Annotated in this window: 21 protein-coding genes and 1 pseudogene; 7 read left to right on the top strand and 15 right to left on the bottom strand. The window is 61.5% G+C overall.

Translation table 11 applies throughout. The annotated features are described in order from the left end of the window. The first annotated feature begins 251 nt into the window (after positions 1-251). The 3 genes from NKJ94_RS24795 to NKJ94_RS24785 all read left to right on the top strand — a co-directional run bounded on the left by NKJ94_RS24795 (position 252) and on the right by NKJ94_RS24785 (position 4095). Entirely contained in the window at positions 252-1916 is a 1665-nt protein-coding gene (locus NKJ94_RS24795; protein ID WP_352528745.1) for an ABC transporter substrate-binding protein, read from the top strand. Positions 1917-2042: 126 nt separating this feature from the next. Beyond that, on the top strand, positions 2043-3164 hold the full coding sequence (locus NKJ94_RS24790; protein WP_352528807.1) for a carbohydrate ABC transporter permease: 1122 nt from the start codon (positions 2043-2045) through the stop codon (positions 3162-3164). A gap of 13 nt (positions 3165-3177) precedes the next feature. Further along, on the top strand, positions 3178-4095 hold the full coding sequence (locus tag NKJ94_RS24785; RefSeq protein ID WP_352528743.1) for a carbohydrate ABC transporter permease: 918 nt from the start codon (positions 3178-3180) through the stop codon (positions 4093-4095). Positions 4096-4142: 47 nt separating this feature from the next. Here the strand turns inward: NKJ94_RS24785 and NKJ94_RS24780 are convergent, their stop codons facing one another. Continuing rightward, complete coding sequence (locus NKJ94_RS24780; protein ID WP_352528741.1) at positions 4143-4886, bottom strand: creatininase family protein; 744 nt, start codon at positions 4884-4886, stop codon at positions 4143-4145. Between the two features lie 5 nt (positions 4887-4891). Further along, entirely contained in the window at positions 4892-5458 is a 567-nt protein-coding gene (gene hxlB / locus NKJ94_RS24775) for a 6-phospho-3-hexuloisomerase (protein WP_352528739.1), read from the bottom strand. 184 nt (positions 5459-5642) lie between these two features. Between hxlB and NKJ94_RS24770 the strand changes: the two genes are divergently transcribed. Continuing rightward, on the top strand, positions 5643-6665 hold the full coding sequence (locus NKJ94_RS24770) for an aldo/keto reductase (protein WP_352528737.1): 1023 nt from the start codon (positions 5643-5645) through the stop codon (positions 6663-6665). A gap of 88 nt (positions 6666-6753) precedes the next feature. On the opposite strand, the gene NKJ94_RS24765 is transcribed toward NKJ94_RS24770, so the two are convergent. From NKJ94_RS24765 to clpP, 4 genes are all read right to left on the bottom strand, one after another. Further along, positions 6754-7026, bottom strand: a complete 273-nt coding sequence (locus NKJ94_RS24765; RefSeq protein ID WP_023674657.1) for an HU family DNA-binding protein — start codon at positions 7024-7026, stop codon at positions 6754-6756. A gap of 195 nt (positions 7027-7221) precedes the next feature. Continuing rightward, positions 7222-9633 (bottom strand): endopeptidase La, encoded by a 2412-nt coding sequence (gene lon / locus NKJ94_RS24760; RefSeq protein ID WP_352528805.1) that lies wholly within the window; start codon positions 9631-9633, stop codon positions 7222-7224. A gap of 281 nt (positions 9634-9914) precedes the next feature. After that, a complete protein-coding gene (gene clpX / locus NKJ94_RS24755) occupies positions 9915-11189 on the bottom strand; it encodes an ATP-dependent Clp protease ATP-binding subunit ClpX (RefSeq protein WP_352528735.1) in 1275 nt (424 codons plus the stop codon). A gap of 305 nt (positions 11190-11494) precedes the next feature. Further along, positions 11495-12124, bottom strand: coding sequence for an ATP-dependent Clp endopeptidase proteolytic subunit ClpP (gene clpP, locus NKJ94_RS24750; RefSeq protein WP_352528733.1), 630 nt, complete (start codon positions 12122-12124; stop codon positions 11495-11497). Between the two features lie 346 nt (positions 12125-12470). Between clpP and NKJ94_RS24745 the strand changes: the two genes are divergently transcribed. Further along, the gene (locus tag NKJ94_RS24745) at positions 12471-13061 is read left to right on the top strand and encodes a hypothetical protein (protein WP_352528731.1); all 591 of its coding nucleotides are present in this window, start codon (positions 12471-12473) and stop codon (positions 13059-13061) included. Positions 13062-13065: 4 nt separating this feature from the next. On the opposite strand, the gene NKJ94_RS24740 is transcribed toward NKJ94_RS24745, so the two are convergent. Then, positions 13066-14169 (bottom strand): NAD(P)/FAD-dependent oxidoreductase, encoded by a 1104-nt coding sequence (locus tag NKJ94_RS24740; RefSeq protein WP_352528729.1) that lies wholly within the window; start codon positions 14167-14169, stop codon positions 13066-13068. Positions 14170-14266: 97 nt separating this feature from the next. Here NKJ94_RS24740 and NKJ94_RS24735 point away from each other — a divergent pair, with 97 nt between their 5' ends. Continuing rightward, positions 14267-15514: a cytochrome P450 gene (locus tag NKJ94_RS24735; RefSeq protein ID WP_352528727.1), complete on the top strand. Its 1248-nt coding sequence runs from the start codon at positions 14267-14269 to the stop codon at positions 15512-15514. Between the two features lie 162 nt (positions 15515-15676). On the opposite strand, the pseudogene NKJ94_RS24730 reads toward NKJ94_RS24735, so the two are convergent. The 3 genes and pseudogenes from NKJ94_RS24730 to NKJ94_RS24720 form a co-directional block, all read right to left on the bottom strand. After that, positions 15677-16576: pseudogene (locus NKJ94_RS24730) on the bottom strand (LysR family transcriptional regulator). A 142-nt stretch (positions 16577-16718) separates the two neighbouring features. Then, entirely contained in the window at positions 16719-16952 is a 234-nt protein-coding gene (locus tag NKJ94_RS24725; RefSeq protein WP_352528725.1) for a hypothetical protein, read from the bottom strand. A gap of 96 nt (positions 16953-17048) precedes the next feature. After that, positions 17049-17648 carry a hypothetical protein gene (locus NKJ94_RS24720; RefSeq protein WP_352528723.1) on the bottom strand — a complete coding sequence of 200 codons (600 nt, stop codon included), beginning with the start codon at positions 17646-17648 and terminating at the stop codon, positions 17049-17051. Between the two features lie 58 nt (positions 17649-17706). On the opposite strand from NKJ94_RS24720, the gene NKJ94_RS24715 reads away from it, so the two are divergent. Continuing rightward, positions 17707-18159, top strand: coding sequence for an LVIVD repeat-containing protein (locus NKJ94_RS24715; protein WP_352528721.1), 453 nt, complete (start codon positions 17707-17709; stop codon positions 18157-18159). A 158-nt stretch (positions 18160-18317) separates the two neighbouring features. On the opposite strand, the gene NKJ94_RS24710 is transcribed toward NKJ94_RS24715, so the two are convergent. From NKJ94_RS24710 to NKJ94_RS24690, 5 genes are all read right to left on the bottom strand, one after another. Continuing rightward, positions 18318-18674, bottom strand: a complete 357-nt coding sequence (locus tag NKJ94_RS24710; RefSeq protein ID WP_352528719.1) for a cupin domain-containing protein — start codon at positions 18672-18674, stop codon at positions 18318-18320. Then, positions 18674-19954 (bottom strand): O-acetylhomoserine aminocarboxypropyltransferase, encoded by a 1281-nt coding sequence (locus NKJ94_RS24705; protein ID WP_352528717.1) that lies wholly within the window; start codon positions 19952-19954, stop codon positions 18674-18676. Before NKJ94_RS24705 ends, NKJ94_RS24710 begins: the two co-directional genes overlap by 1 nt. Before the next feature lie 150 nt (positions 19955-20104). After that, positions 20105-20626, bottom strand: coding sequence for a CoA-binding protein (locus NKJ94_RS24700; protein WP_352528715.1), 522 nt, complete (start codon positions 20624-20626; stop codon positions 20105-20107). 76 nt (positions 20627-20702) lie between these two features. After that, positions 20703-21125, bottom strand: a complete 423-nt coding sequence (locus NKJ94_RS24695; RefSeq protein ID WP_352528713.1) for a VOC family protein — start codon at positions 21123-21125, stop codon at positions 20703-20705. Between the two features lie 9 nt (positions 21126-21134). Beyond that, on the bottom strand, positions 21135-21956 hold the full coding sequence (locus tag NKJ94_RS24690; RefSeq protein ID WP_352528711.1) for an enoyl-CoA hydratase: 822 nt from the start codon (positions 21954-21956) through the stop codon (positions 21135-21137). Positions 21957-22034: the final 78 nt, after the last annotated feature.

The following is a 22034-nucleotide window of genomic DNA, read 5'->3' as shown; positions in this document are numbered from 1 at the left end:
CGCGAGGGCAAGTCAGTCTCTTATAGATAAAAAACCCATTCTGTTGACACGGCACTTCGTTGTGAGAATAGTGACGGTGCTCGGGTTATGACCTTGTTCCGGGCGCACCGGCACGCTTGTCCGGCAATGAATGCGAAGCGTCGCGGGAGGGAGAATTCGGGCCGCTATTTCCGGGAGTCGCTGCTTTTGGGGAACATGATCGGCGCTCCACTATCCGAACCAATTCACAATGATCTTCTGGGAGGAACGAGATGAAAACCAGCCTTTATAACCAACTTGTCCGCGCGGGGGCCACCCGCCGCGACGTGCTGAAGGGAGCGGCCAGCATGGCCGCCCTCACCGCGGCCTCAAGCGCCGGACTTGGCGCCCTGACGCGCCCTGCTGCGGCCGCCGATGATCTGCGCGCACAAATCCTGCAGATCCCCGGTGTCGGCAAGGGCCAGCCGACCGATTCCGACTTCCAGCAGGTCGGCGAGCTTTGCCTGGGAGCCACCAAGGCCAATGTCAAGGAAGGCGAATTCGCCGGTGTCGAACTCACCTTCATGGGTCTCAACAACCAGAACCTGCACAATGTGCTGTTTCGCGGCTTTCTGAAGCCGTGGGAGACCTATACCGGCGCCAAGATCAACTGGATCGACCTGGCGCAGGCTGACTACAACGCCCGCCTGCAACAGTCGATCGCGACCGGCACCGTCGATTTCGACATCATCGAAATGGGCGCGCCGTTCGAAGGCGACGTCTGCGGCAAGGGTCTCACCTCCGAAATGCCGGACTGGGTCAAGGACCAGATCGACATGAAGGACGTCGTGGCCTATCTGCAGCCGCCGGTCGGCACCTGGGACGGCAAGCAGTATCGCGTCACCGTCGATGGCGACGCGCATAATTTCAATTACCGCACCGACGTGTTCGCCGATGCCGACCTCGCCAAGGCGTGGAAGGACGGCGGCGGTGAAGGCGAATGGGGCGTGCCGAAGACTTGGCAGCAGGTGCAGGCGGTGACCAAGTTCCTCAAGGGCAAGCAGGTGAAGGGCCAGGACGTCTTTGGCTATCTCGATGCACCCAAGCCCTGGGGCGGTTTCGGCTTCTACTTCCTCGGCAGCCGCGCCAGCGCCTATGCAAAGCATCCCGATGACAAGGCCTGGCTGTTCGATGCCGACACAATGAAGCCGCGCGTCAACAATCCGGCATGGGTGCGAGCGATCCAGGATGTCATCGACGCCCTGCCCTCCGAGCCTGCCGACCAGATCAACGCCGACCCGAACACCACCGCCTTCCAGCAGTTCCTGGCAGGCACCGGTTCGATGGTCACCTGGTGGGGCGATGTCGGTTCGAACGTCAAGACCAACGATTCCTCGGTCGTCGGCGACGTCACCGGCTTCTCGATTCTGCCGGGCTCGGACGATGTCTATAATTCCAAGACCGGCCAGTGGGACAAGCTCGCCAGCGGCCCGAACCATGCGCCGAACTGCGCCTATCTCGGCTGGGGCGTCTATGTCATGGCCCGGGTCGACAGCGATGAAAAGAAGAAGAAGGCGGCGTGGTCTGCCGCTGCCCATCTCGGCGGCAAGGACCTGTCGCTCTGGTGCGCAGCCTATCCGTCGGGTTTCCAGCCCTACCGCAACTCCCATTTCAACATTCCGGAATGGGTGGCGGCCGGCTATGACGAGGCGTTCATCACCTCGTATCTCAAGTCGGAAGCCGACAGCTACAATCATCCGAACGCGGCGATCGAGCCGCGCATTCCCGGCATCTTTCAGTATTACAGCGCCGCCGAGGACATTCTGGCCAACACCTTTGCCGGCAAGATGAAGGCGCAGGAAGGCGCCGACGCCATCGCCGCCGCCTGGGAGAAGCTGACCGATCAGATCGGCCGCGACAAACAGGTCAAGCTCTACAAGGCTTCGCTGGGCATGTAGGCTGAGATAGTGAAACTGGTTCGGCGGCGCACGGCCGCCGGACCTCCCTTGACCCGCTTGGCCCTCATCGGCTCGGTCGGTCATCGAGACTCCTGTGAACGGGCAAGACGCGTGGCTGACCGGACCTTGGCTGACCAGACTTTGTCGACAAGTGAATGGCCGGCAAACGCCGTCCCATCCGACCTGCTACCGCCGGGCCGCAAGCGGCTTGGCTGGGCGCTGATGGCTGTTGCCACGCTCGGCCTTTTGGCAGTGATTGCGCTGCAGATCCTCTACAAGAGCGATATCGACGCCATCGGCTTCGAGACCTGGCGGCCGGTCGTCTACGCCTATGTGCTGTGGGGTGTCGCACTCGGCATCGGCCAGGTGCTGACGCGCGGCGAGGATGGCCAGCGCGCGCTGTTCCTGCTGCCGGCGCTTTTGTTCACCATCGCCATGGTGATCTTTCCGACGCTGTTCGGCTTCTATATCGCGCTGACCGACTGGAACCTCAGCTCCTTCTCCGGGCGGACGTTCAACGGGCTCGACAATTTCTGGCAGATGCTGAACGACGCCTATTACCGCAACGCGCTGTTCAACATGGTGCTCTACGTGCTGGCGGTGTTCGTCGAATATATCATCGCGTTCGGCCTGGCGCTGTTGCTCAACGCGCAGATCCGGGCACGCAAATTCTTCCGCGTCGTCTTTCTCATGCCCCTGATGCTGTCGCCGGTGGCGGTGTCGTGGATGATCGGCAAGTCGCTGATGGAATATCGCTTCGGGCCGGCTGCAACGCTGGCGCGGCATCTTGGCTGGGAAAACCCGGCATTCTTCTCCAACCCGATCACCGCCCGCATCTCGATCATGGTGCTCGATGCCTGGACCTTCATCCCGTTCATGATGATCATGCTGCTCGCCGGCCTGCAGGCGATGTCGCGCGAGGTGCTCGAGGCAGCGCGTGTCGATGGCGCCACCGCCTGGCAGACTTTCTGGCAGGTCACCTTCCCGCTGATGCTGCCGGTGTCGGTCACGGCGGTCATCCTGCGCATCATCTTCAAGCTGAAGCTTGCCGATATCATCATCACCGTCACCTCCGGCGGGCCTGGAGGTGCTACCGATTCGGTGTCGAGCTTCATCTACCGCGAATATCGCGACCGCTCGAATGTCGGCTACGGCACCATGCTGGCGATGGCCTACCTCATCATCATCATCGTGTTCGTGACCTGGCTGCTGAAATTCGCCAGCCGCTTCGTGCGCAACGTCAATTGATCGGGCCGGCAAAATGAGCGTTCAAACCACCGACTATGCCGCCTCCGAAATCCGCTCGCCGGCGGCGTTTTTCGCCAACCGAGTCTTCATCTACGGCGCCCTCATCTTCTGGGCGTTCATCTGCCTGTTCCCGATCTATTGGACGATAACCACCTCGTTCAAGACCGCGGTCGACGTCACCCAGGGCCATCTGATCCCGTTCGTCGACTTCCAGCCCGACTGGAAAGGCTGGCGTTCGCTCGGCCTTTCGCCGGACTCGATCTTTCGGACATCGACGGTGCGGGACGAATTTATCAAGCGCTTCATGAATTCGGTCATCACCTCGGTCGGCGCGTCGAGCCTAGCCATCGTCATCGGCAGCCTCGCCGCTTACGGGCTGACCCGCTACCGCTACAAGTTCGCCTGGTTCAGGAACGAGGACATTTCCTTCTTCTTCCTGTCGCAGCTGATCCTGCCGCCGGTGGTGCTGGCCCTGCCCTTTCTCGTGCTCTACCGGGAAGTCGGGCTGCTCGACACGCGCGTCGGGCTGATCCTGCTCTACACGCTGATGGTGCTGCCGATCGTCATCTGGATCATGCGCGATCAGTTCAACTCCATCCCGGTGGAACTGGAGGAGGCAGCACTCGTCGACGGCCTGTCGATCTGGGGCGCCTTCTTGCGCATCGTCATGCCGATCGCGCTGCCGGGCATGGTCGCCGCCTTCATCCTGGCGATGGTGCTGTGCTGGAACGAGTATTTCTTCGCCGCGCTTTTGACCTCGACCGACGCCAAAACCATACCGGTGATGGTGGCGAGCCAGACCGGCTCGCAAGGCATCAACTGGTGGTCGATGGCGGCCCTCGCCACCGCCGCCATCACGCCACTCGCCGTCATCGGCATCGCGCTGGAGCGCTATCTGATCATGGGCATGACGGCGGGCGCGGTGAAGTAACTGGGCCGATCTTCCCTTCTCCCCTTGTTGCGGAAGCGAAAGCCGCGCTAGCGCAAAAGCGTTGCACGCAGATGATCGAGGATCATAGCGACGCCCTGTCGTCCCAATTCCGCCGAGGCTTCGAGGGCGCTTGCCGTGTACCAGCCGGTGTTGTCGGCGAAATGGTCGGCATCGACCGCTTCCGGGCACAGCGCCAGCATCAGCGACGTCTCGCCGATGCCGGCATGGTCGAACGGGTACTGGCTGTGCATTGAAGCCGGCATCAGCGGATGCACCTGCACCCAGTTGAAGAAATTGCTGCCCTCGGCGTGCTCGGCATAATAGTCGGCCATCGCCGCAGAGCCCCACCAGCCTTCGCCGCGTTCTTTCTCAAGGAAGCGGAAAATGGCCTGCCGACCGGCGGCCTTGAAGGCGAGATCGGTCGGCATGCCGGCGGCAAAATTCTCGGTCTGGTGGTGAATGATGGCGTGGATGTTGCGGAAGCCGATGCGCAGCAGGCTGTAGAACAATTCCTCCGCGAATGGTGCCAACACATTGCCGCCGACCTGCACCGAGCCGCTGCCTTCCGGCGCCGCAACGGCATAGCTTGCCGCGCCGTAATAGAAGGGCGGCAGAATGACGATTTCGGCCTCCGTTTTGAACAGTTCCAGGATCTTGACCACCGCCAGTGTGTCCATGCCGACGGCCATGTGCTCGCCGTGATATTCGAGCACACCGAGCGGCAATACGACCGGCCAGTTCTCGGCGATCGCCTTGCGGATCTGATGCGGCAGCATCAATTCGTAGCGCATGACGCCTACTCCATATTGGTGTGACGGGCGCGCATCGCTTCCGGCGATACGCCCGTCAGAGCCCTGAGCTTCAGCACCATCACTTCGAAGAGGACGAACAGAGCACCTTCGAAAACCGAGCCCATCGGCAGGACGGATGTCTTTTCCGGGCCTTGGTCGTCGGCCATGGTCTGAGCAGGGATAAGCAGTGTGAAGTCGGCCAGCTTTGCGGCAGTGCTGCCGGCTTGCGCGGTCAGCAGCAGGACGGCGGCACCGGCATCGCGCGCGATCTGCATCAAAGTCAGCACGGTCGACGTCTCGCCCGGGCCGGAACTGACGAGGAACACATCGCCCGCGCCCAGCGGCGGCGTGATCATGTCGCCGACGACCGACACCGGCAGACCGAGATGGTAAAGCCGCATGGCAAAACCCTTGACCTGCAGCGCCTCGCGGCCGCAGCCATAGGTGACGATCTTTCTCGCTTCGGCCAAGATGGCGCAAGCGGCGTCGATGCGGCTTTCGTCGATGCGCTCCAGCACGGTGCCAAGCTCGTTCAGCGCAATCCCAAACAGGTTTCCGCCGGCGTCCATCATAACATTTGCACCAGCTTGCATGTGCAGGAGAACCACTTGAATATCTCGGTCACATTTACCTCGAACAGCTTGTTTTCATTCATGCTATCACCGCGAAAATCGGTGTCCAACGGCACGCGGTGCTTTTGATGCGCCACAGCCGTGATAGTGTCACGGCAAATCGCAAATGAGGAAACGGCAGCATATGAAGACACGGCGTTTCGACCGCATCGGCAATGGCGGCATCAATTTCACCGAGCTCGGCTTCGGCACGGCGCCGCTCGGCAATCTCTACCGCGCCGTCTCCGACGAGGATGCCAATGCCACGCTGGAGGCGGCATGGCGGGTCGGCTGCCGCTACTACGACACCGCACCGCTCTATGGGCTGGGCCTTGCCGAAACGCGGCTCAATCCGTTCCTGCGTTCGAAGAAGCGTGACGACTACGTGCTGTCCAGCAAAGTCGGGCGCATCATGCGCGCCTGCCCGCCGGACCAGCGCACCGGCATCGGCAAGTTCTTCGACACGCCGTCGCGCCGCGAGGTCTACGACTACAGCTATGACGGCGTTATGCGGTCCTTCGAAGCCTCTCTGGAACGGCTCGGCGTCGACCGCATCGACATCCTCTTCGTGCATGATGTCGACATTTTCACCCATGGCAGCAAGGAAGCCTCGGACCAGCGCATCCAGGAATTCATGAGCTCCGGTTATTACGGATTGCTGGCGTTGCGCGACCAAGGCGTGATCAAGGCGTTCGGCGGCGGCATCAATGAGTGGCGGGTTGCCCAGACGCTGGCCGAGCGCGGCGATTTCGATCTGTTTCTGCTTGCCGGGCGCTACACGCTGCTGGAGCAGGAAGCGCTGCAGTCTTTCCTGCCTCTATGCCAGCAACGTGGCATCGGCATCGTTCTCGGCGGGCCGTACAATTCCGGCATCCTGGCAACCGGGCCGAAGCAAGGCGCCTATTACAATTATTCGGAGGCGCCGCAGGACATCATCGACCGCGTTACCCGCATCGAGGCCGTCTGCAAGCGCCACGGCGTGCGCCTGATCGAGGCGGCGCTGCAGTTCCCGCTGCTGCACCCTTCGGTCGTGTCGGTAATCCCCGGCGGCCAGCGGCCGGGCGAAGTCGAAAGTAATCGCTCGCTGCTCGACGCGAAGCTGCCACCGGCGCTGTGGGCCGATCTCAAGAAAGAAGGCTTGATGCGCACGGATGCGCCGACGGCATAGCGCCGCCTTTTCCAACGACCCTGCGGGGCCTAGAAAAGAAAAACCGGATAGCCGGCTTTTCTTTTCTCTGAAAGACTTAAGGAGGCGCTTAGTTGACCGCGTCCTTGAGGCCCTTGCCGGCCGAGAACTTCGGCACGGTGCGCGCCGGGATCTTCACTTCCGCACCGGTCTGCGGATTGCGGCCGGTCGACGCAGCGCGTTGTGACACGGTGAAATTTCCGAAACCGACAAGCCGGACATCGCCGCCCTTTTTCAGTTCGCCGGTGATGACGGAAAACACCGCATCAACCGCCGACTGCGCGTCACCCTTCGAAATACTCGCGGCATCGGCGACAGCGGACACCAGTTCGTTCTTGTTCATAAAAATTCCCTTCCATGAGAAAACCGGAACACTCGACTCATCCGGCAGGAAACGGACTTTAGAAAGAAGCGCTCCGGCAACCAAGTCGAAAAGCGCCAAGAAAGTCGAAAAAAGCCCGGAAATCCGGGGTTCTTCACATGAAAAGCCGGGCTCAAGGCCCGGCTCTCTCTTTGTGCATTGCAACTTTAGCAGGAGCTAATGCGCCAGCGATTTGCCAGCGTCGTCTCCGACATCCACCACCGCCGGCGCATTGACGGGTTCGACCCACTGGATCGGTTCCGGCATGCGCACCAGCGCATGGCGCAGCACTTCGCCAACCCGTGAGACCGGAATGATCTCCATGCCGCTCTTCACGTTCTCCGGAATCTCCGCCAGATCCTTGGCGTTCTCTTCCGGGATCAGCACCTTCTTGATGCCGCCGCGGAGTGCGGCGAGCAGCTTTTCCTTGAGGCCGCCGATCGGCAGAATCCTGCCGCGCAGCGTGATCTCGCCGGTCATCGCGACATCGGCCTTGACCGGGATACCGGTCAGCACCGAGACGATCGCCGTCGCCATCGCCACGCCAGCCGACGGTCCGTCCTTGGGGGTTGCGCCCTCTGGCACATGGACGTGGATGTCGCGCTTGTCGAACAACGGCGGCTCGACGCCGAAATCGATGGCCCGCGAGCGGACGTAAGAGGCCGCCGCCGAGATCGATTCCTTCATCACGTCGCGCAAATTGCCGGTCACGGTCATGCGGCCCTTGCCGGGCATCATGACGCCTTCCACCGTCAACAGCTCGCCGCCGACTTCCGTCCAGGCGAGCCCGGTGACCACGCCGACCTGATCGTCGCTCTCGACCTGGCCGAAGCGGAAGCGCGGAACACCAAGATAATCGGCAAGATTGTCCGCCGTGATGTTGATCGTCTTCTTCTTCGTCTTCAGGATCTCGGTCACCGCCTTGCGCCCGAGCTTCATCAGCTCGCGCTCCAGGCTCCTGACGCCCGCTTCACGGGTGTAGGTCTGGATGATGCCACGGATCGCGTCCTCGCCGACGGAGAACTCCTTCGGCTGCAACGCGTGGTCGCGGATCACCTTGGGCATCAGGTGACGTTTGGCGATCTCTATCTTCTCGTCCTCGGTGTAGCCGGCGATACGGATGATCTCCATGCGGTCCATCAAGGGCGCAGGGATGTTCAACGTGTTCGCCGTCGTCACGAACATCACGCTCGACAGGTCGTATTCGACCTCGAGGTAATGGTCCATGAACGTCGAATTCTGCTCGGGATCGAGCACCTCAAGCAAAGCCGATGACGGATCGCCGCGGAAATCCTGGCCCATCTTGTCGATCTCGTCGAGCAGGAAGAGCGGATTGGATTTCTTCGCCTTTTTCATCGACTGGATGACCTTGCCGGGCATCGAGCCAATATAGGTGCGCCTGTGACCGCGGATCTCGGCCTCGTCGCGCACGCCGCCCAGCGCCATGCGGATGAACTCGCGGCCGGTCGCCTTGGCGATCGACTTGCCGAGCGAGGTCTTGCCGACGCCGGGAGGTCCGACGAGGCACAGGATCGGCCCCTTCAGCTTCTTCTGGCGGCTCTGCACGGCGAGGTATTCGACAATGCGGTCCTTGACCTTGTCGAGCCCGAAATGATCGGTATCGAGCACATTCTGGGCAAAGGCCAGATCCTGCTTGACCTTGGAGTTCTTACCCCACGGGATCGACAGCAGCCAGTCGAGATAGTTGCGCACGACGGTCGATTCAGCCGACATCGGCGACATCGTCCGCAGCTTCTTCAGTTCGGCTTCCGCCTTTTCGCGGGCCTCCTTGGAGAGCTTGGTTTTCTTGATGCGCGCCTCGATCTCGGCGGCCTCGTCGCGGCCGTCCTCGCCTTCGCCGAGCTCCTTCTGGATCGCCTTCATCTGCTCGTTGAGGTAGTATTCGCGCTGCGTCTTCTCCATCTGGCGCTTGACGCGCGAGCGGATGCGCTTCTCCACCTGCAGCACCGAGATTTCGGCTTCCATGAAGCCCATCGCCTTTTCCAGCCGTTCCTTGACGGACAGCGTGGCGAGCATCTCCTGCTTCTCGGGGATCTTGATGGCAAGATGCGAAGCGACCGTGTCGGCGAGCTTGGAATAGTCGTCGATCTGGCTGGCGGCACCCACCACTTCGGGCGAGATCTTCTTGTTCAGCTTGACGTAGTTCTCGAAGTCGGTGACGACGGAACGGGCCAGCGCCTCGACCTCGACCTCTTCCTCCTCCGGTTCGACCAGCGCCGCAGCACGGGCCTCATGGAAGTCGGGACGGTCGGTGAACGCGACGATTTTCGCACGCGAGGCGCCTTCGACCAGCACCTTTACGGTGCCGTCCGGCAGTTTCAGCAATTGCAGCACATTGGCGAGCGTGCCGATATCAAAGATGGCATCGGGCTCTGGATCGTCGTCGGCGGCATTCATCTGGGTCGCGAGCAGGATCTGCTTTTCCTGACCCATCACTTCTTCCAGCGCCTTGATCGACTTTTCACGCCCGACAAAGAGCGGAACGATCATATGCGGGAACACCACGATGTCGCGCAGTGGGAGGACTGCGAAAACGCCGTCGCTGGGAGCCTTGGATACTTTGGCCATTGTCCAACCTTTCATGTCGCGGCCGCCAATGGGCCAACCGCGAATCTCATATTAACGACCGGGGATCGTTCCGCCTACCACCGTTTGTGACGGGAGTTTTACAGCACAGAATTCGGCACCACGGCCTTCTGCCTTTAGTTGGAGGCACGGGGGGTAAAGATCAAGGGTCAACACGGTCCGTCCCTCCAATCTGCAGCCATTACGCGGCGCCGTTACGCGGTGTGCGACAGCAAAACGGCGCCCTGCGGCGCCGTTTCAGAAAAATCCATTGCCGGCTCACGTCAGGCGCTGACGTTGCCTTTCTTTTCCTTCTGCTCGGAATAGATGTAGAGCGGCCTGGCGTTGCCTGACACCACCTCTTCCGAAATAACCACTTCGCGCACGCCTTCCAGCGCCGGCAGTTCGAACATGGTGTCGAGAAGGATCGCTTCCATGATCGAACGCAGGCCGCGCGCGCCGGTCTTGCGGTCGATGGCGCGCTTGGCGATCGCCGACAGCGCGTTCTCGTGGAAGGTCAGGTCGACATTCTCCATCTCGAACAGCCGCTGGTACTGCTTGACCAGCGCGTTCTTCGGCTCGGTCAGGATCTGGATCAGCGCCGGTTCGTCGAGATCCTCGAGCGTCGCCAGGACAGGCAGACGGCCGACGAACTCGGGAATGAGCCCGAACTTCAAGAGATCCTCAGGCTCGACCAGGCGGAAAACATCGCCGGTGCGGCGATCCTCGGGCGAAGCGACAATGGCGCCGAAGCCGATCGAGGTCTTGCGGCCGCGATCCGAGATGATCTTGTCCAGCCCGGCGAATGCGCCGCCGCAGATGAACAGGATGTTGGCGGTGTCGACCTGCAGGAATTCCTGCTGCGGATGCTTCCTGCCGCCCTGCGGCGGCACCGAGGCGACGGTGCCTTCCATGATCTTCAGCAAGGCCTGCTGCACGCCCTCGCCCGACACGTCGCGGGTGATTGAGGGGTTGTCCGACTTGCGCGAGATCTTGTCGATCTCGTCGATATAGACGATGCCGCGCTGGGCACGCTCGACATTGTAGTCGGCCGACTGCAACAGCTTCAGGATGATGTTCTCAACATCCTCGCCGACATAGCCGGCCTCGGTCAACGTCGTCGCGTCGGCCATGGTGAAGGGGACGTCGATGATGCGGGCCAGCGTCTGCGCAAGCAGCGTCTTGCCGCAGCCGGTCGGGCCGATCAGGAGGATGTTCGACTTCGCCAGCTCGACGTCGTTGTTCTTGCCGGCATGGGCGAGGCGCTTGTAGTGGTTGTGGACGGCCACCGACAGCACGCGCTTGGCGTAGGGCTGGCCGATGACGTAGTCGTCGAGAACCTTGAGGATCTCCTGCGGTGTCGGCACGCCCTCGCGCGACTTCACCATCGAGGTCTTGTTCTCCTCGCGGATGATGTCCATGCACAGTTCGACGCATTCGTCGCAGATGAACACCGTCGGCCCGGCGATCAGCTTGCGCACTTCATGCTGGCTTTTGCCGCAAAACGAGCAATAAAGCGTGTTCTTGGAATCGCCGCTGTTGCTGCCGACCTTGCTCATTTTCATGTCCTTTCATGGCCGCCCGCCGATGGTCTGGTTGAAAGGGCGCATAATTCAATCTATCGCGGGAATCCGCCGCCGCCAGTGTTCCGGCTCTCGCAACGCATTCCGTACGAAACACAAATCGGAAAACGGGGCAACGATTCGAACAACCCCACGCAAAGCTAAGCCGTCGAAAATCAACATAGCCTTAACGTAGGCAATTGCACCCGTCGAGGGAACAGCCAATTGTGGCCGAAATGCCGCAAGCCGCGCCAAAAGCGCGTGATCCCGCCACTCACTGCCACCGCGGGGCCACCGCGGGCCTATAGGGCAATGCCTTCGACCGGTTCACGTGACGAAATGACTTTGTCGATGAGGCCGAAATCCTTGGCCTCGTCGGCAGTCATGAAATGGTCACGGTCGAGCGTTTTTTCAATCTCATCGTAGCTCTTGCCGGTGTGCTTGACGTAAACCTCGTTGAGGCGGCGCTTCAGCTTGATGATGTCCTGCGCATGGCGCTCGATGTCGGAAGCCTGGCCCTGGAAGCCGCCGGAAGGCTGGTGGACCATGATGCGAGCGTTCGGCGTGGCAAAGCGCATGCCCTTTTCGCCTGCGGTGAGAAGCAGCGAACCCATCGATGCGGCCTGGCCGATGCAGAGCGTCGACACGGCAGGCTTGATGAACTGCATGGTGTCGTAGATCGCCATGCCGGAGGTGACGACGCCGCCGGGCGAGTTGATATAGAGGTTGATTTCCTTCTTCGGATTCTCCGCCTCGAGGAACAGCAGCTGCGCGCAGACCAGCGTCGCCATGCCGTCCTCGACCGGGCCGGTGATGAAAATGATGCGCTCCTTGAGGAGCCGCGAGAAAATGTCGTAGGCCCGCTCGCCGCGATTGGTCTGTTCGACCACCATCGGAACGAGGTTCATGTAGGTTTCGACGGGGTTCTTCATGGACTATCCCTTTTTGAGGATGGGATTCCGGCGCCGGAGATTTGCAATCGGGCAGAATCGGTTCTGGATCGTTGTTCTGTAAATAGGATGCCGGCTCACCCTAGCGCAAGGCCGCCTCTCCTAGCCATCCGGTTAAGTCGAATCAAGGCTTCCAAAGCAAGTTTCGCCCGTCGCCGCGCCGGCAGCCCTCTGCTACCGCCGGAAGGGCGCTCATGCCTGGCCGTTGTTTAGCGATTTCTTAACCGCATCGCTTAACGAAAAGCGGTAAAACCGCTTTTTCCTGTCACGGCTTGCCCTACAATCCAACGTTGAACCCGCTCCACGCAGTTCAAACAGGGGGAGTGCAATGATCAGGAAAACAGCTTCCTTGGCTATTACAGGCGTCGCCGTTCTCGGCATGGCGTCCGAAACGGCGGCCGGCGGACGCGCGGTCGAATGCTACGAGCAGCTCAACCGGCCGGCCGTCTACGACACGGTCTATGAGGATGTGCTCGTCAGTCCCGCCGGCCAGCAGGTCGAGTATGTTGCACCGATCTACGGAACGCGCGAGCGCGTGGTGCAGATCGCGCCGGCGCGCGTCAGCTACGAGATCGTGCCCGCCATCACCCGAACCATCTGTCGCACCGTGAGGGTCGATGACGGCGGTTATTCCTGGGAATGGCGCATCATCAATGGCCGCAAGGTGCTGTGCAAGGTCAGGCACAAGGCGCGTTATGAACGCGTGGCCGAAATCGTTGTGGTGCAGCCGGAACGCCGGCGGCGCGTCGTCCTCCCCGCCGAGTATGAGAGCGTCGCCGAAGAGGTTCTCGTGCGACCCGAGCAACGGCGCATCATCGACGTGCCCGCTTCCTACCGGACGGTGGCCCGACGCGTGGTGGTCAGGGAAGGCTCATCCAGCTGGCGGCGCGTGCATATTCCGAGGCATTGCCAACATTAGCCGCTCAGGCCAGTTCGGCCCTGAGCCACTTCTTCAGGCCGGCGACATCGCCATTGCCGACGCAAGCCGCAACGCGCCGGCCGACCGCCGCGCCGAACTTGTAGCCGTGGCCGGAGCAGGCCGAGACGATCAGGCATTTGTCTTTCTGATGCGCGAGGAACTTCTCGTCGGCGGTAAAGGTGTAGGCGCAGGTGACCACTTCGGTGACCCTGTACTCCTCAATGTGCGCGATCGGCGGCGAAAACAGGTTGCGGATCGCCTCGCCTTCGCCCGGCACCGGCTGGCGGTTCCAGTCGGCGTCGCTGGTTGGCACCCTGTGCAGGCCTGAGCCGAATTTCATGCCGGCGCCGCCGGAGGGCGGGATCACGTAGCCGTCGACACTGCCGCCAATGTCGAGAACAACTGGTGCAGCCCGCCACGCCTCTTTCAGATCCGCCGGCGGCTCGACATAGGCGAGCGCGGTGCGCCAGGTTTTCAGTTCCCCATCGAGCTCCGGGAATAGTTTTAGCACCCAGGCGCCGGCAGCGACGACGATCCGGTCGGCCTGCATCGTTTCGCCGCTCGCAAGCACGATATGTCCGGCCTCGGCGTCGATCTCGGCCACCTTGCTGTTTTCGTAGACATTGGCGCCGTTCGCGCGCAGCCATCTGGCGAGGCCCGAGGCGATCTTGCGGCAGTGCAACGCGCCACCGTCCGGCGAAAAATACGCATAGCGGAACGAACCGGGCTGCAGGAACGGCCAGCGTTCGACCGCGGCGTCCGGCTCGAGCAGCTCGAACGGATAGTTCCCCTCCTCCAGCCCTTCGCGGTATTCCTCGGCCTCGTCGCCCGGCTCGCGCGAAATACAGATGAAGCCGCGCGGGTCGAGATGGCTTTCGCCGAGATCGGCCCACATCTCGTCCCACGCTTCATAGGCTTCGGTGATCAGCCGGCCATAGCCCGTTCCGGCGCGATAGGCGCGGCGGATGATGCGATGATGGTCGCCGGACGCGGCAAGCGGATTGGGGATCGGTCCCTGCTCGACGATCGAGACGAGGTGACCGGCCTTGACCAGAGACCACGCCGTGGAAAGCCCGGCAATGCCTGCACCGACCACGATCACATTCATGAAAACCGTCCTTCCGCAACCGCTTCCGCTGCTCACCTCACGGGAGGGCCAACATACGGTCTGGCACCAGACTGGCAAGCCGCGCTAATGGTCTGGCATGACCGAATTGAAACCACCCTGCCTTGCCTTTGATCCAGCCACGCGCAGCCTGCGGCTCGATCCGCACGAGCCTGCTTTCTTCCAGCATCCATACGAGGCCTACGCCTTCCTGCATGGCGCATCGAATGTCTTCTTCTGGGAGGAGTTTGGCTTCTGGTGCTTTGGCGGCTTCGACGACGTCAACCGGCTGCTGCGCGATCGCCGCTTCGGCCGCCAGAACCCGGCCGGCATTCCGGACAGCCGAGGCATCGGCCAGAACCGTACGCATCTCAGCGCTTTCGACGGCGTCGAAGCCAATTCGATGCTGGAATTGGAGCCGCCTGTCCACACGCGACTGAGAACGCTGGTCAACCGCGCCTTCGTCTCGCGCCAGGTCGAGCGGCTCAGGCCGCGTGTCGAAGCGCTGGCCAACGAACTGATCGACCGTTTCGAGCCAGGAGAAGTCGACCTGCTGCCGGCCTTCGCCGCTCCCCTGCCGATCACCATCATAGCCGAAATGCTCGGCGTGCCGGTCGAAATGGGACCGCAACTGCTCGACTGGTCGCATCAAATGGTCACCATGTACATGCATGGACGCACCCGCGCGACGGAGGAGACGGCCAACCGGGCCGCACGCGACTTTTCCGATTTCCTGCGCGGCTACGTCGCTGAGCGGCGGAAGAGGCCCGGCGAGGATCTTCTGTCCCTGCTGATTGCGGCACAGGAGGACGGCCAAAAACTCTCGGAGGACGAGTTGGTGTCCTCGGCCATTCTTTTGCTCAATGCCGGCCATGAAGCAACTGTCCACCAGACCGGCAATGCGGTGCGTTCGATCCTTGCGCAAGGCGGCGACCCGCGCCGCTTCTTCGCCTCGCCGGAGGCCACCGCAGCGACTGTCGAAGAATGCCTGCGCTTCGACGCGCCGCTGCACATGTTCACGCGCTACGCCTATCACGCGGTCGAGGCCGGGCCGGGGATCATCGTCCCACCGGGCGAGACGATCGGGCTGCTGCTTGGCATGGCCAATCATGACCCTTCTGCGTTTACCGAGCCCTTCGCCTTCAGGCCGGACCGCGCGGACCAGAAGAACGTGTCGTTCGGCGCCGGCATTCATTTCTGCATCGGCGCACCGCTCGCTCGGCTCGAATTGCAGGTGTCGCTGAAAACCTTGTTCGAGCGGCTACCGCGGCTTCGTCTTGCGGAACAGCCGCGCTTCCGCGACACGTATCATTTCCACGGGCTGGAAACGCTTGCTGTCAGAATCTGAGGACGGCTTCCGACGACAGGCTTCGAAAGCCTGCTCCGGCGAATTCCGGTCAAATAGGCAACATCTCAAGGTCGCGAGTGCCAAAATCGCTGATCGAACGATGAAGCTAACCGGAAGCAGGACCTCACACATAACAATCTCCGGATGGCGATAGAAATTCGGTCATGAAGCTTGAAGAGAGACCGGATTTGAATCTGTTTGCGTCGTCTCGCGGACGATGTCGAGGAAGGCCTTCAGCACCGGCGAGGGTTGTTCACGCCGGTAGATGATTGAAGTGTCGATGGACAAGGTTCGTCCCTGGATAGGGCGATAAACGACGCCGCTCCGGCGCAAATTTTGCAGACAGGCGGGCAGCAGCGAGACGCCCAGCCCGACGGATACAAGTCCGATAATTGTCTGCTTGGGCGTTGCTTCTCGAACGATCCTCGGGCTGAACCCGGATGAACGTCACAGCCCGACGATCTCGTCATAGAGGGATGGACTGATGCTGCGCGGGAACTGAATCAACGCTTCGGAGGCCAGGTCGGCCAGCGCGACCTCTGCTTCCGAGGCCAGCCGATGCGTTTCCGGCAAGGCGACGATCAGGGGTTCGACCAGTATGCTTTCGACCCTCAATGCCTCGTGAACGACGGGAGGATGAACAAAACCGATATCGAGCTGGCGTTCGGCCACTGCCCTGACCTGATTGGGAATGCGCAGATCGGTCAGGCTCAACTCGACCTCGGGATAGCGCTTGGTGAAGCGTTGGACGACAGAAGGCACCACGCTGTAGATAGCCGCGTCGATGAATCCGACAGCAAGATGGCCGGTTTCGCCACGATCGGCTTTGCGAGCAAGCTCCACCGCCTGCTCTGTCTGCTGAAGCACGGCCCTAACCTCATCAAGGAACACACGCCCCGCCGCAGTCAGTTCGACCTTGCGCTTGGTGCGCTCCAGCAAGCGCACACCCATCGCCTGTTCCAGTTGCTGGATCTGCTTTGTCAGGGGCGGCTGTGAGATATGCAAGCGCGCCGCCGCGCGCCCGAAATGCAGCTCTTCGGCGACGGCCAGGAAGGACCGCATCAGCTTGTGGTTCATCTTCAGCCTTTAATTTCCCAAATAGAATTACTCATGGCTCAAACGATATTGGACGGAAAGTATCGGAATCTGCAAAATCCGGAAAGCTGCAAAATCCGGGAGACGCGCTTTGAAAGATTCCGAGATTTCACGCCGCCAGATGCTGAAAGTGCCACTCATCGGTGCGACGATCGCGGCGGCATCTCAATCCGGTCTTGTCTGCGAGGCGCTTGCCCAACCCGTTCCAGCTTCGTCGCCAGCGCCCCCTGGCGCTTTCGCCCACAATGTCGAAGCAGTGGGCTATACCGATCTCGATCATCGCCCAGCCTTCAAAATGGCGATCAGGCAGGTTGGCGAACGTTGGTATCTCTACACTGGGCATTTCTGGCACTCCGGCTGGAGCATCGTGGATGTGACCGACCCGGCCAAGCCCGAGACGGTCAAGTTCGTGCCCTATCGCGGCACGAATACCTGGACTCTACAAATAGATTTGTCCGGCGACACGATGGTGACCGCCCTCGAAAAGCCCTTTGCTCATTTCGGCGGTGACCCCGACGCACCGTTTGGCGAAGGCGTTCTGATCTGGGATATCGCCGACCCCATCAATCCGAAACAACTCAGTCACTACCGTACCGGCGGAAACGGCACGCATCGCAACCTCTATCCCGGTGGACGTTATGTCCACCTTGCCGCCGGCATGCCGGGTTACAGGGGCAACATCTACGTCATCCTCGATGTTTCGGATCGCTCGAGTCCGCGCGAAGCCGGACGCTGGTGGGTGCCGGGCCAGCACGAGGCCGGCGGCGAGAGCTTTGCAGCCGCGAAGCCCACCGCCGACCAGGAGACCGCCGATCGCTACCGGTTGCGACTGAAGCCGCAATGCATGTGCGGCGCCTTCTGCGCCAGCACGGGCGAGGATGTCTCGCTGCACGGCCCGCCTTATGTCACCGGCGATCTTGTCTATTTGCCTTATGGTGCGGCGGGTATCATTGTGCTCGATATCAGCGACGTCTCCCAGCCGAGGCAGGTCGGCGGCCTGAGCTTCAGCCCTCCGTTTCATTCGCGCTTCGGTGTGCATAGCGTGCTGCCGATTCCAGAGCGCGGCATTGCCTTCGCCAATTCGGAGAACGTCACCTATGGACGTGGTCCGATGCATCACGCGTCGATCGTCGATATTTCCGATTCCAGTGAACCCTTCCTGCTGTCGCTGGTGCCCGAAACCCGTGCCACCCGAAGGCGCTCCCTATTCGGATTTCACAACTCGTGGCGGCTGGCGCGGGCCGCACAACATCAACCACCACCAGCATCATCCCGATGTCCAGAAACAAGGCGATCTGTTCTACATCGCGCACTTCAACGCTGGGCTCAGGGTCTACGACGTCTCGAATACTCGGCTTCCGCGCGAGGTCGGCTACTTCATCCCGCCGGAGCCAGTCCGACGCTACGGCCCTATGCCGGAAGACAAGCTGGTTGTTCAGACCGAGGACGTGGTCGTGGACCGGCGCGGCTTCATTTACATAAGTGACAAGAACCAGGGGCTCTGGATTCTCCGCTACACCGGCCCGCGGCCGGAAACGGATCGAACGTGACGGTCACATTCACCCTGAATGAGGCCTTAGTCTGAGCGCTGAAGCGGAGGCAGTCATGATTTGCTGGGAAGTTTCATGGCACCGCGACATGATGAGCGGATACGGATTTTCCGACACGGACATCGATCGCCTTTTGTAAAGTCCGGCGCGATGCGAGATCAAAGCTTGATCACATACTCCTTGCGCGTCGTTTCAAGCACTTCCCAGCTTCCTCTAAAGCCCGGCCTGAGCACAAAACTGTCGCCGGCCCTGACGGTGCGCGCCTCGCCACCCTTCTCGGCGATCACTGAAACGCCCGACAGTATGTGGCAAAACTCCCACTCGTCATATTCGATGCGCCATTTGCCGGGCGTTGCTTCCCAGACACCGGCATAGAGGCCGCCGTCCTGTTCCTCGACGTTCCAGGTGCGGAATTTCGGATCGCCCGAAATCAGGCGATCCGGCGCCGGTGCGCCAAGTTCCGGTTCGACGGTGTCGACGCCGACGGAAAGAAATTTCGGCGTGGTCATGGCCATCAAACCTTGACGAGGGCCTGTTCCAGATCGGCGACGATGTCGTTAACGTCCTCGATGCCGACCGAAAGCCTGACGGTGTCCGGACCTGCCCCGGCGTTAATCTTCTGCTCGTCGGAAAGCTGGCGATGCGTGGTCGATGCCGGGTGGATGACCAGCGACTTGGTGTCGCCGACATTGGCCAGGTGCGAGAACAGCTCGAGCGCCTCGACGAATTTGATGCCCGCCGCATAGCCGCCCTTTAGGCCGAAGGTGAACACCGCGCCAGCGCCGAGCGGCGAGTACTTCTTCTGCAGCGCATTGTTTTTGTCGCTGGGCAGGCCGGGATAGGACACCCAGGCAACCTTGGGATGGTTGGAGAGCCAGCCGGCCACGGTGACTGCATTGTCACAATGGCGCTGCATCCTGAGCGGCAGGGTTTCCAGGCCGGTCAGGATCAGGAACGCGTTGAACGGCGAAATCGCCGCGCCGATGTCGCGCAGGCCGAGCACGCGGGCGGCGATGGCGAAGGCGAAATTGCCGAAGGTCTCGTGAAGGACGAGGCCGCCATATTCGGGGCGCGGCTGCGACAGCATCGGATATTTGCCCGACTTCGACCAGTCGAAGGTGCCGCCGTCGACGATGGCGCCGCCGATCGAATTGCCGTGGCCGCCGATGAACTTGGTCAGCGAATGCACGACGATGTCGGCGCCATGCTCGATCGGCCGCAGCAGATAGGGCGAGGCCAGCGTGTTGTCGACGATCAGCGGCAGGCCGTGCTGGCGGGCAATGTCGCCGATCTTCTCGATGTCAACGAAGACGCCGCCCGGATTGGCCAGGCTTTCGATGAAGATCGCCTTGGTCTTGTCGTCGATCTGGCTCTCGAAGGTCGAGATATCGTTGGTGTCGGCCCAGCGCACCTGCCAGCCGAAATTTTTGAAGGCGTGGCCAAACTGGTTGATCGAGCCGCCGTAAAGCTTTGTCGCGGAAACGAAATTGTCCCCCGGCTGCATCAGGTTGTGGAAGACCAGCACCTGCGCGGCATGGCCGGAGGCGACGGCAAGGCCTGCCGTACCGCCTTCAAGCGCGGCGATGCGCTCTTCCAGCACCGCCTGCGTCGGGTTCATGATGCGGGTGTAGATGTTGCCGAACGCCTTCAGCCCGAACAGCGAGGCGGCATGGTCGGCATCGTCGAAGACGAAGGAGGTGGTCTGGTAGATCGGCGTCGCTCGCGCGCCGGTCGCCGGATCCGGCTTGGCGCCGGCATGGACGGCGAGCGTGTTGAAACCGGGCGTGCGGGCCATCGAAAACCTTCCCTTTTAAACCTTCTGAAAAGCGCGGCGCATTCTTGGCGGAGCTCAGCTCCGAATGCAAAGAAGAAAATGCCCCTCCGCGCGTGATCTGCGAATGGGCTAGCCGGAAAATGCCGACAGAGCCGGAAATTAATTGCGTTTCTATTTCTGGCGAACGCCGAAGCTCTGGAACCCCGGCCGCATCAGCGGCTTCTTCGACGACAAAACGCCGGAATTGACGCCGGTCCAGCCGATCTCGCCAGACAGCTTGCCATATTCGATCTTGGGGCACCGGTTCATCACCACTTTGATGCCGGCGGCTTCGGCGCACGCGGCCGCCTGGTCATGGCGTATGCCAAGCTGCATCCAGATGACTTTCGGCAGCGGATCGAGCCGCAACACGTCGTCGACAATGCCCGGTACGGCAGCGGAAGCGCGAAAAACGTCGACCATGTCGATCGGCTGGGGAACATCGGCGAGCCTGGCATAGGTCATCTGGCCGAGGATCTCCTTGCCGGCCTGGCCGGGATTGATCGGAAACACCGAAAACCCTTTGCCGAGCAGATATTTCAGCACGAAATAGCTCGGCCGCACGTCATTGGCGGACGCGCCGACCATGGCGATGGTCTTCACCGAATTGAGGATGCCGGCGATGTAGGCATTGTCGTAGCTGTCGTGGTTCATGCCTCGTCATACAGCGCTTCAGAGTGAGGTGCCAACAGCCGAGCAAGTGGCTTGCAATGGGCCAGGGAGAACGTCGTCAGCCCGGCAGGGAAATCGATCCGTCTTCGGCGATCGGAAAAGCCGGATTGTGCGCCACTTCCCAGACATGCCCGTCCGCATCGGCGAAATAGCCGTACCAACCGCCCCAGAATGCGCGGCCAGCCGGCTTGACGATACGGCCGCCGGCCTTCTCGGCCATCGCCAGCACTTCGTCGACCTCGGCGTCGGAGCGGGTGTTGTAGGCGAGGTAGACGGCCGAAGGTGCCTTGCTGAAGGTCACGCCTGAATCCTCTTCGGCGCTTTGCCGCGGGAACAGGCCGAGAATGGCGCCGCCCATCTGGAAGAAGGCAACGCCCTCGGTGATCCCGGCATGGCGCTTCAGGCCCATCGCCTCGTAGAAGCGCACGGCGCGGTCGAGATCGTCCGTGGCGATGGTGATGATGGAGATGCGCGGTTCCATATCCGCCTCCTATTCCTCCGGCCATTCCGGCTTGCGCTTGCCGACGAAGGCGCCGATGCCCTCTTCCGCATCGCGCGCCAGCATGTTCTCGACCATGACGCGCCCAGTGTAATCATAGGCGTCGGCCAGCCCCATCTCGGCCTGCTCATAAAAGGCTTCCTTGCCGATCTTGACGACCAAGGACGATTTGGACGCAATGGTTTGCGCGTATTTGGTGACAATCTGATTCAGATATTCGCGCGGCACGACGCGGTTGACCAAGCCGAATTCCTTGGCGGTTGCCGCATCGATCGTCTCGCCGGTCAAAAGCATCTCCATGGCGTGCTTGCGCGAGACGTTGCGCGACAGCGCCACCATCGGCGTCGAGCAGAACAGGCCGATATTGACGCCAGGCGTGCAGAAGGTCGCCTCGTGCGAGGCGATGGCGAGATCGCAGCTGGCGACCAGCTGCAACCCGGCCGCCGTCGCCAGACCATCGACTTCGGCGATCACCGGTCTTGGGTGGCGAACGATCGCCTGCATCAGCGCGGCGCAGGCGGAAAACGTCTCTTCGAAGAAAGCCCTGCCGCGATCAGGATCGGCGCGGTGCGTGCTCAACTCCTTGAGGTCGTGCCCGGCGCAGAACACTTTGCCGGCCGCCCCAAGCACTATGACGCGGAGGGATTTGTCGGCCTCGGCGCGGTCGAGTTCCGCCGTCAGCGCCGCCATCATTGCAAGCGAAAGAGCGTTGGCCGGCGGATTGGCGAGCGTCAGGCGCAGCACGCCGTTGTCCAGCCCGGAGACGACCGGCCCTTCGGCAAGGGCCGGCTTGATGGCGACGATTTCGGCCATGGGTCGTTACTCCGCGAGTTCGGGATCGGTGATGGACTAATCTAGTATGACGTCTCGCTTCGTCCAACTCCCCTCTTC

It is taken from the genome of Mesorhizobium sp. M0060 (assembly GCF_040323155.1).
Classification (GTDB): domain Bacteria; phylum Pseudomonadota; class Alphaproteobacteria; order Rhizobiales; family Rhizobiaceae; genus Mesorhizobium.
This window is presented reverse-complemented; position numbering and strand designations above follow the sequence as displayed.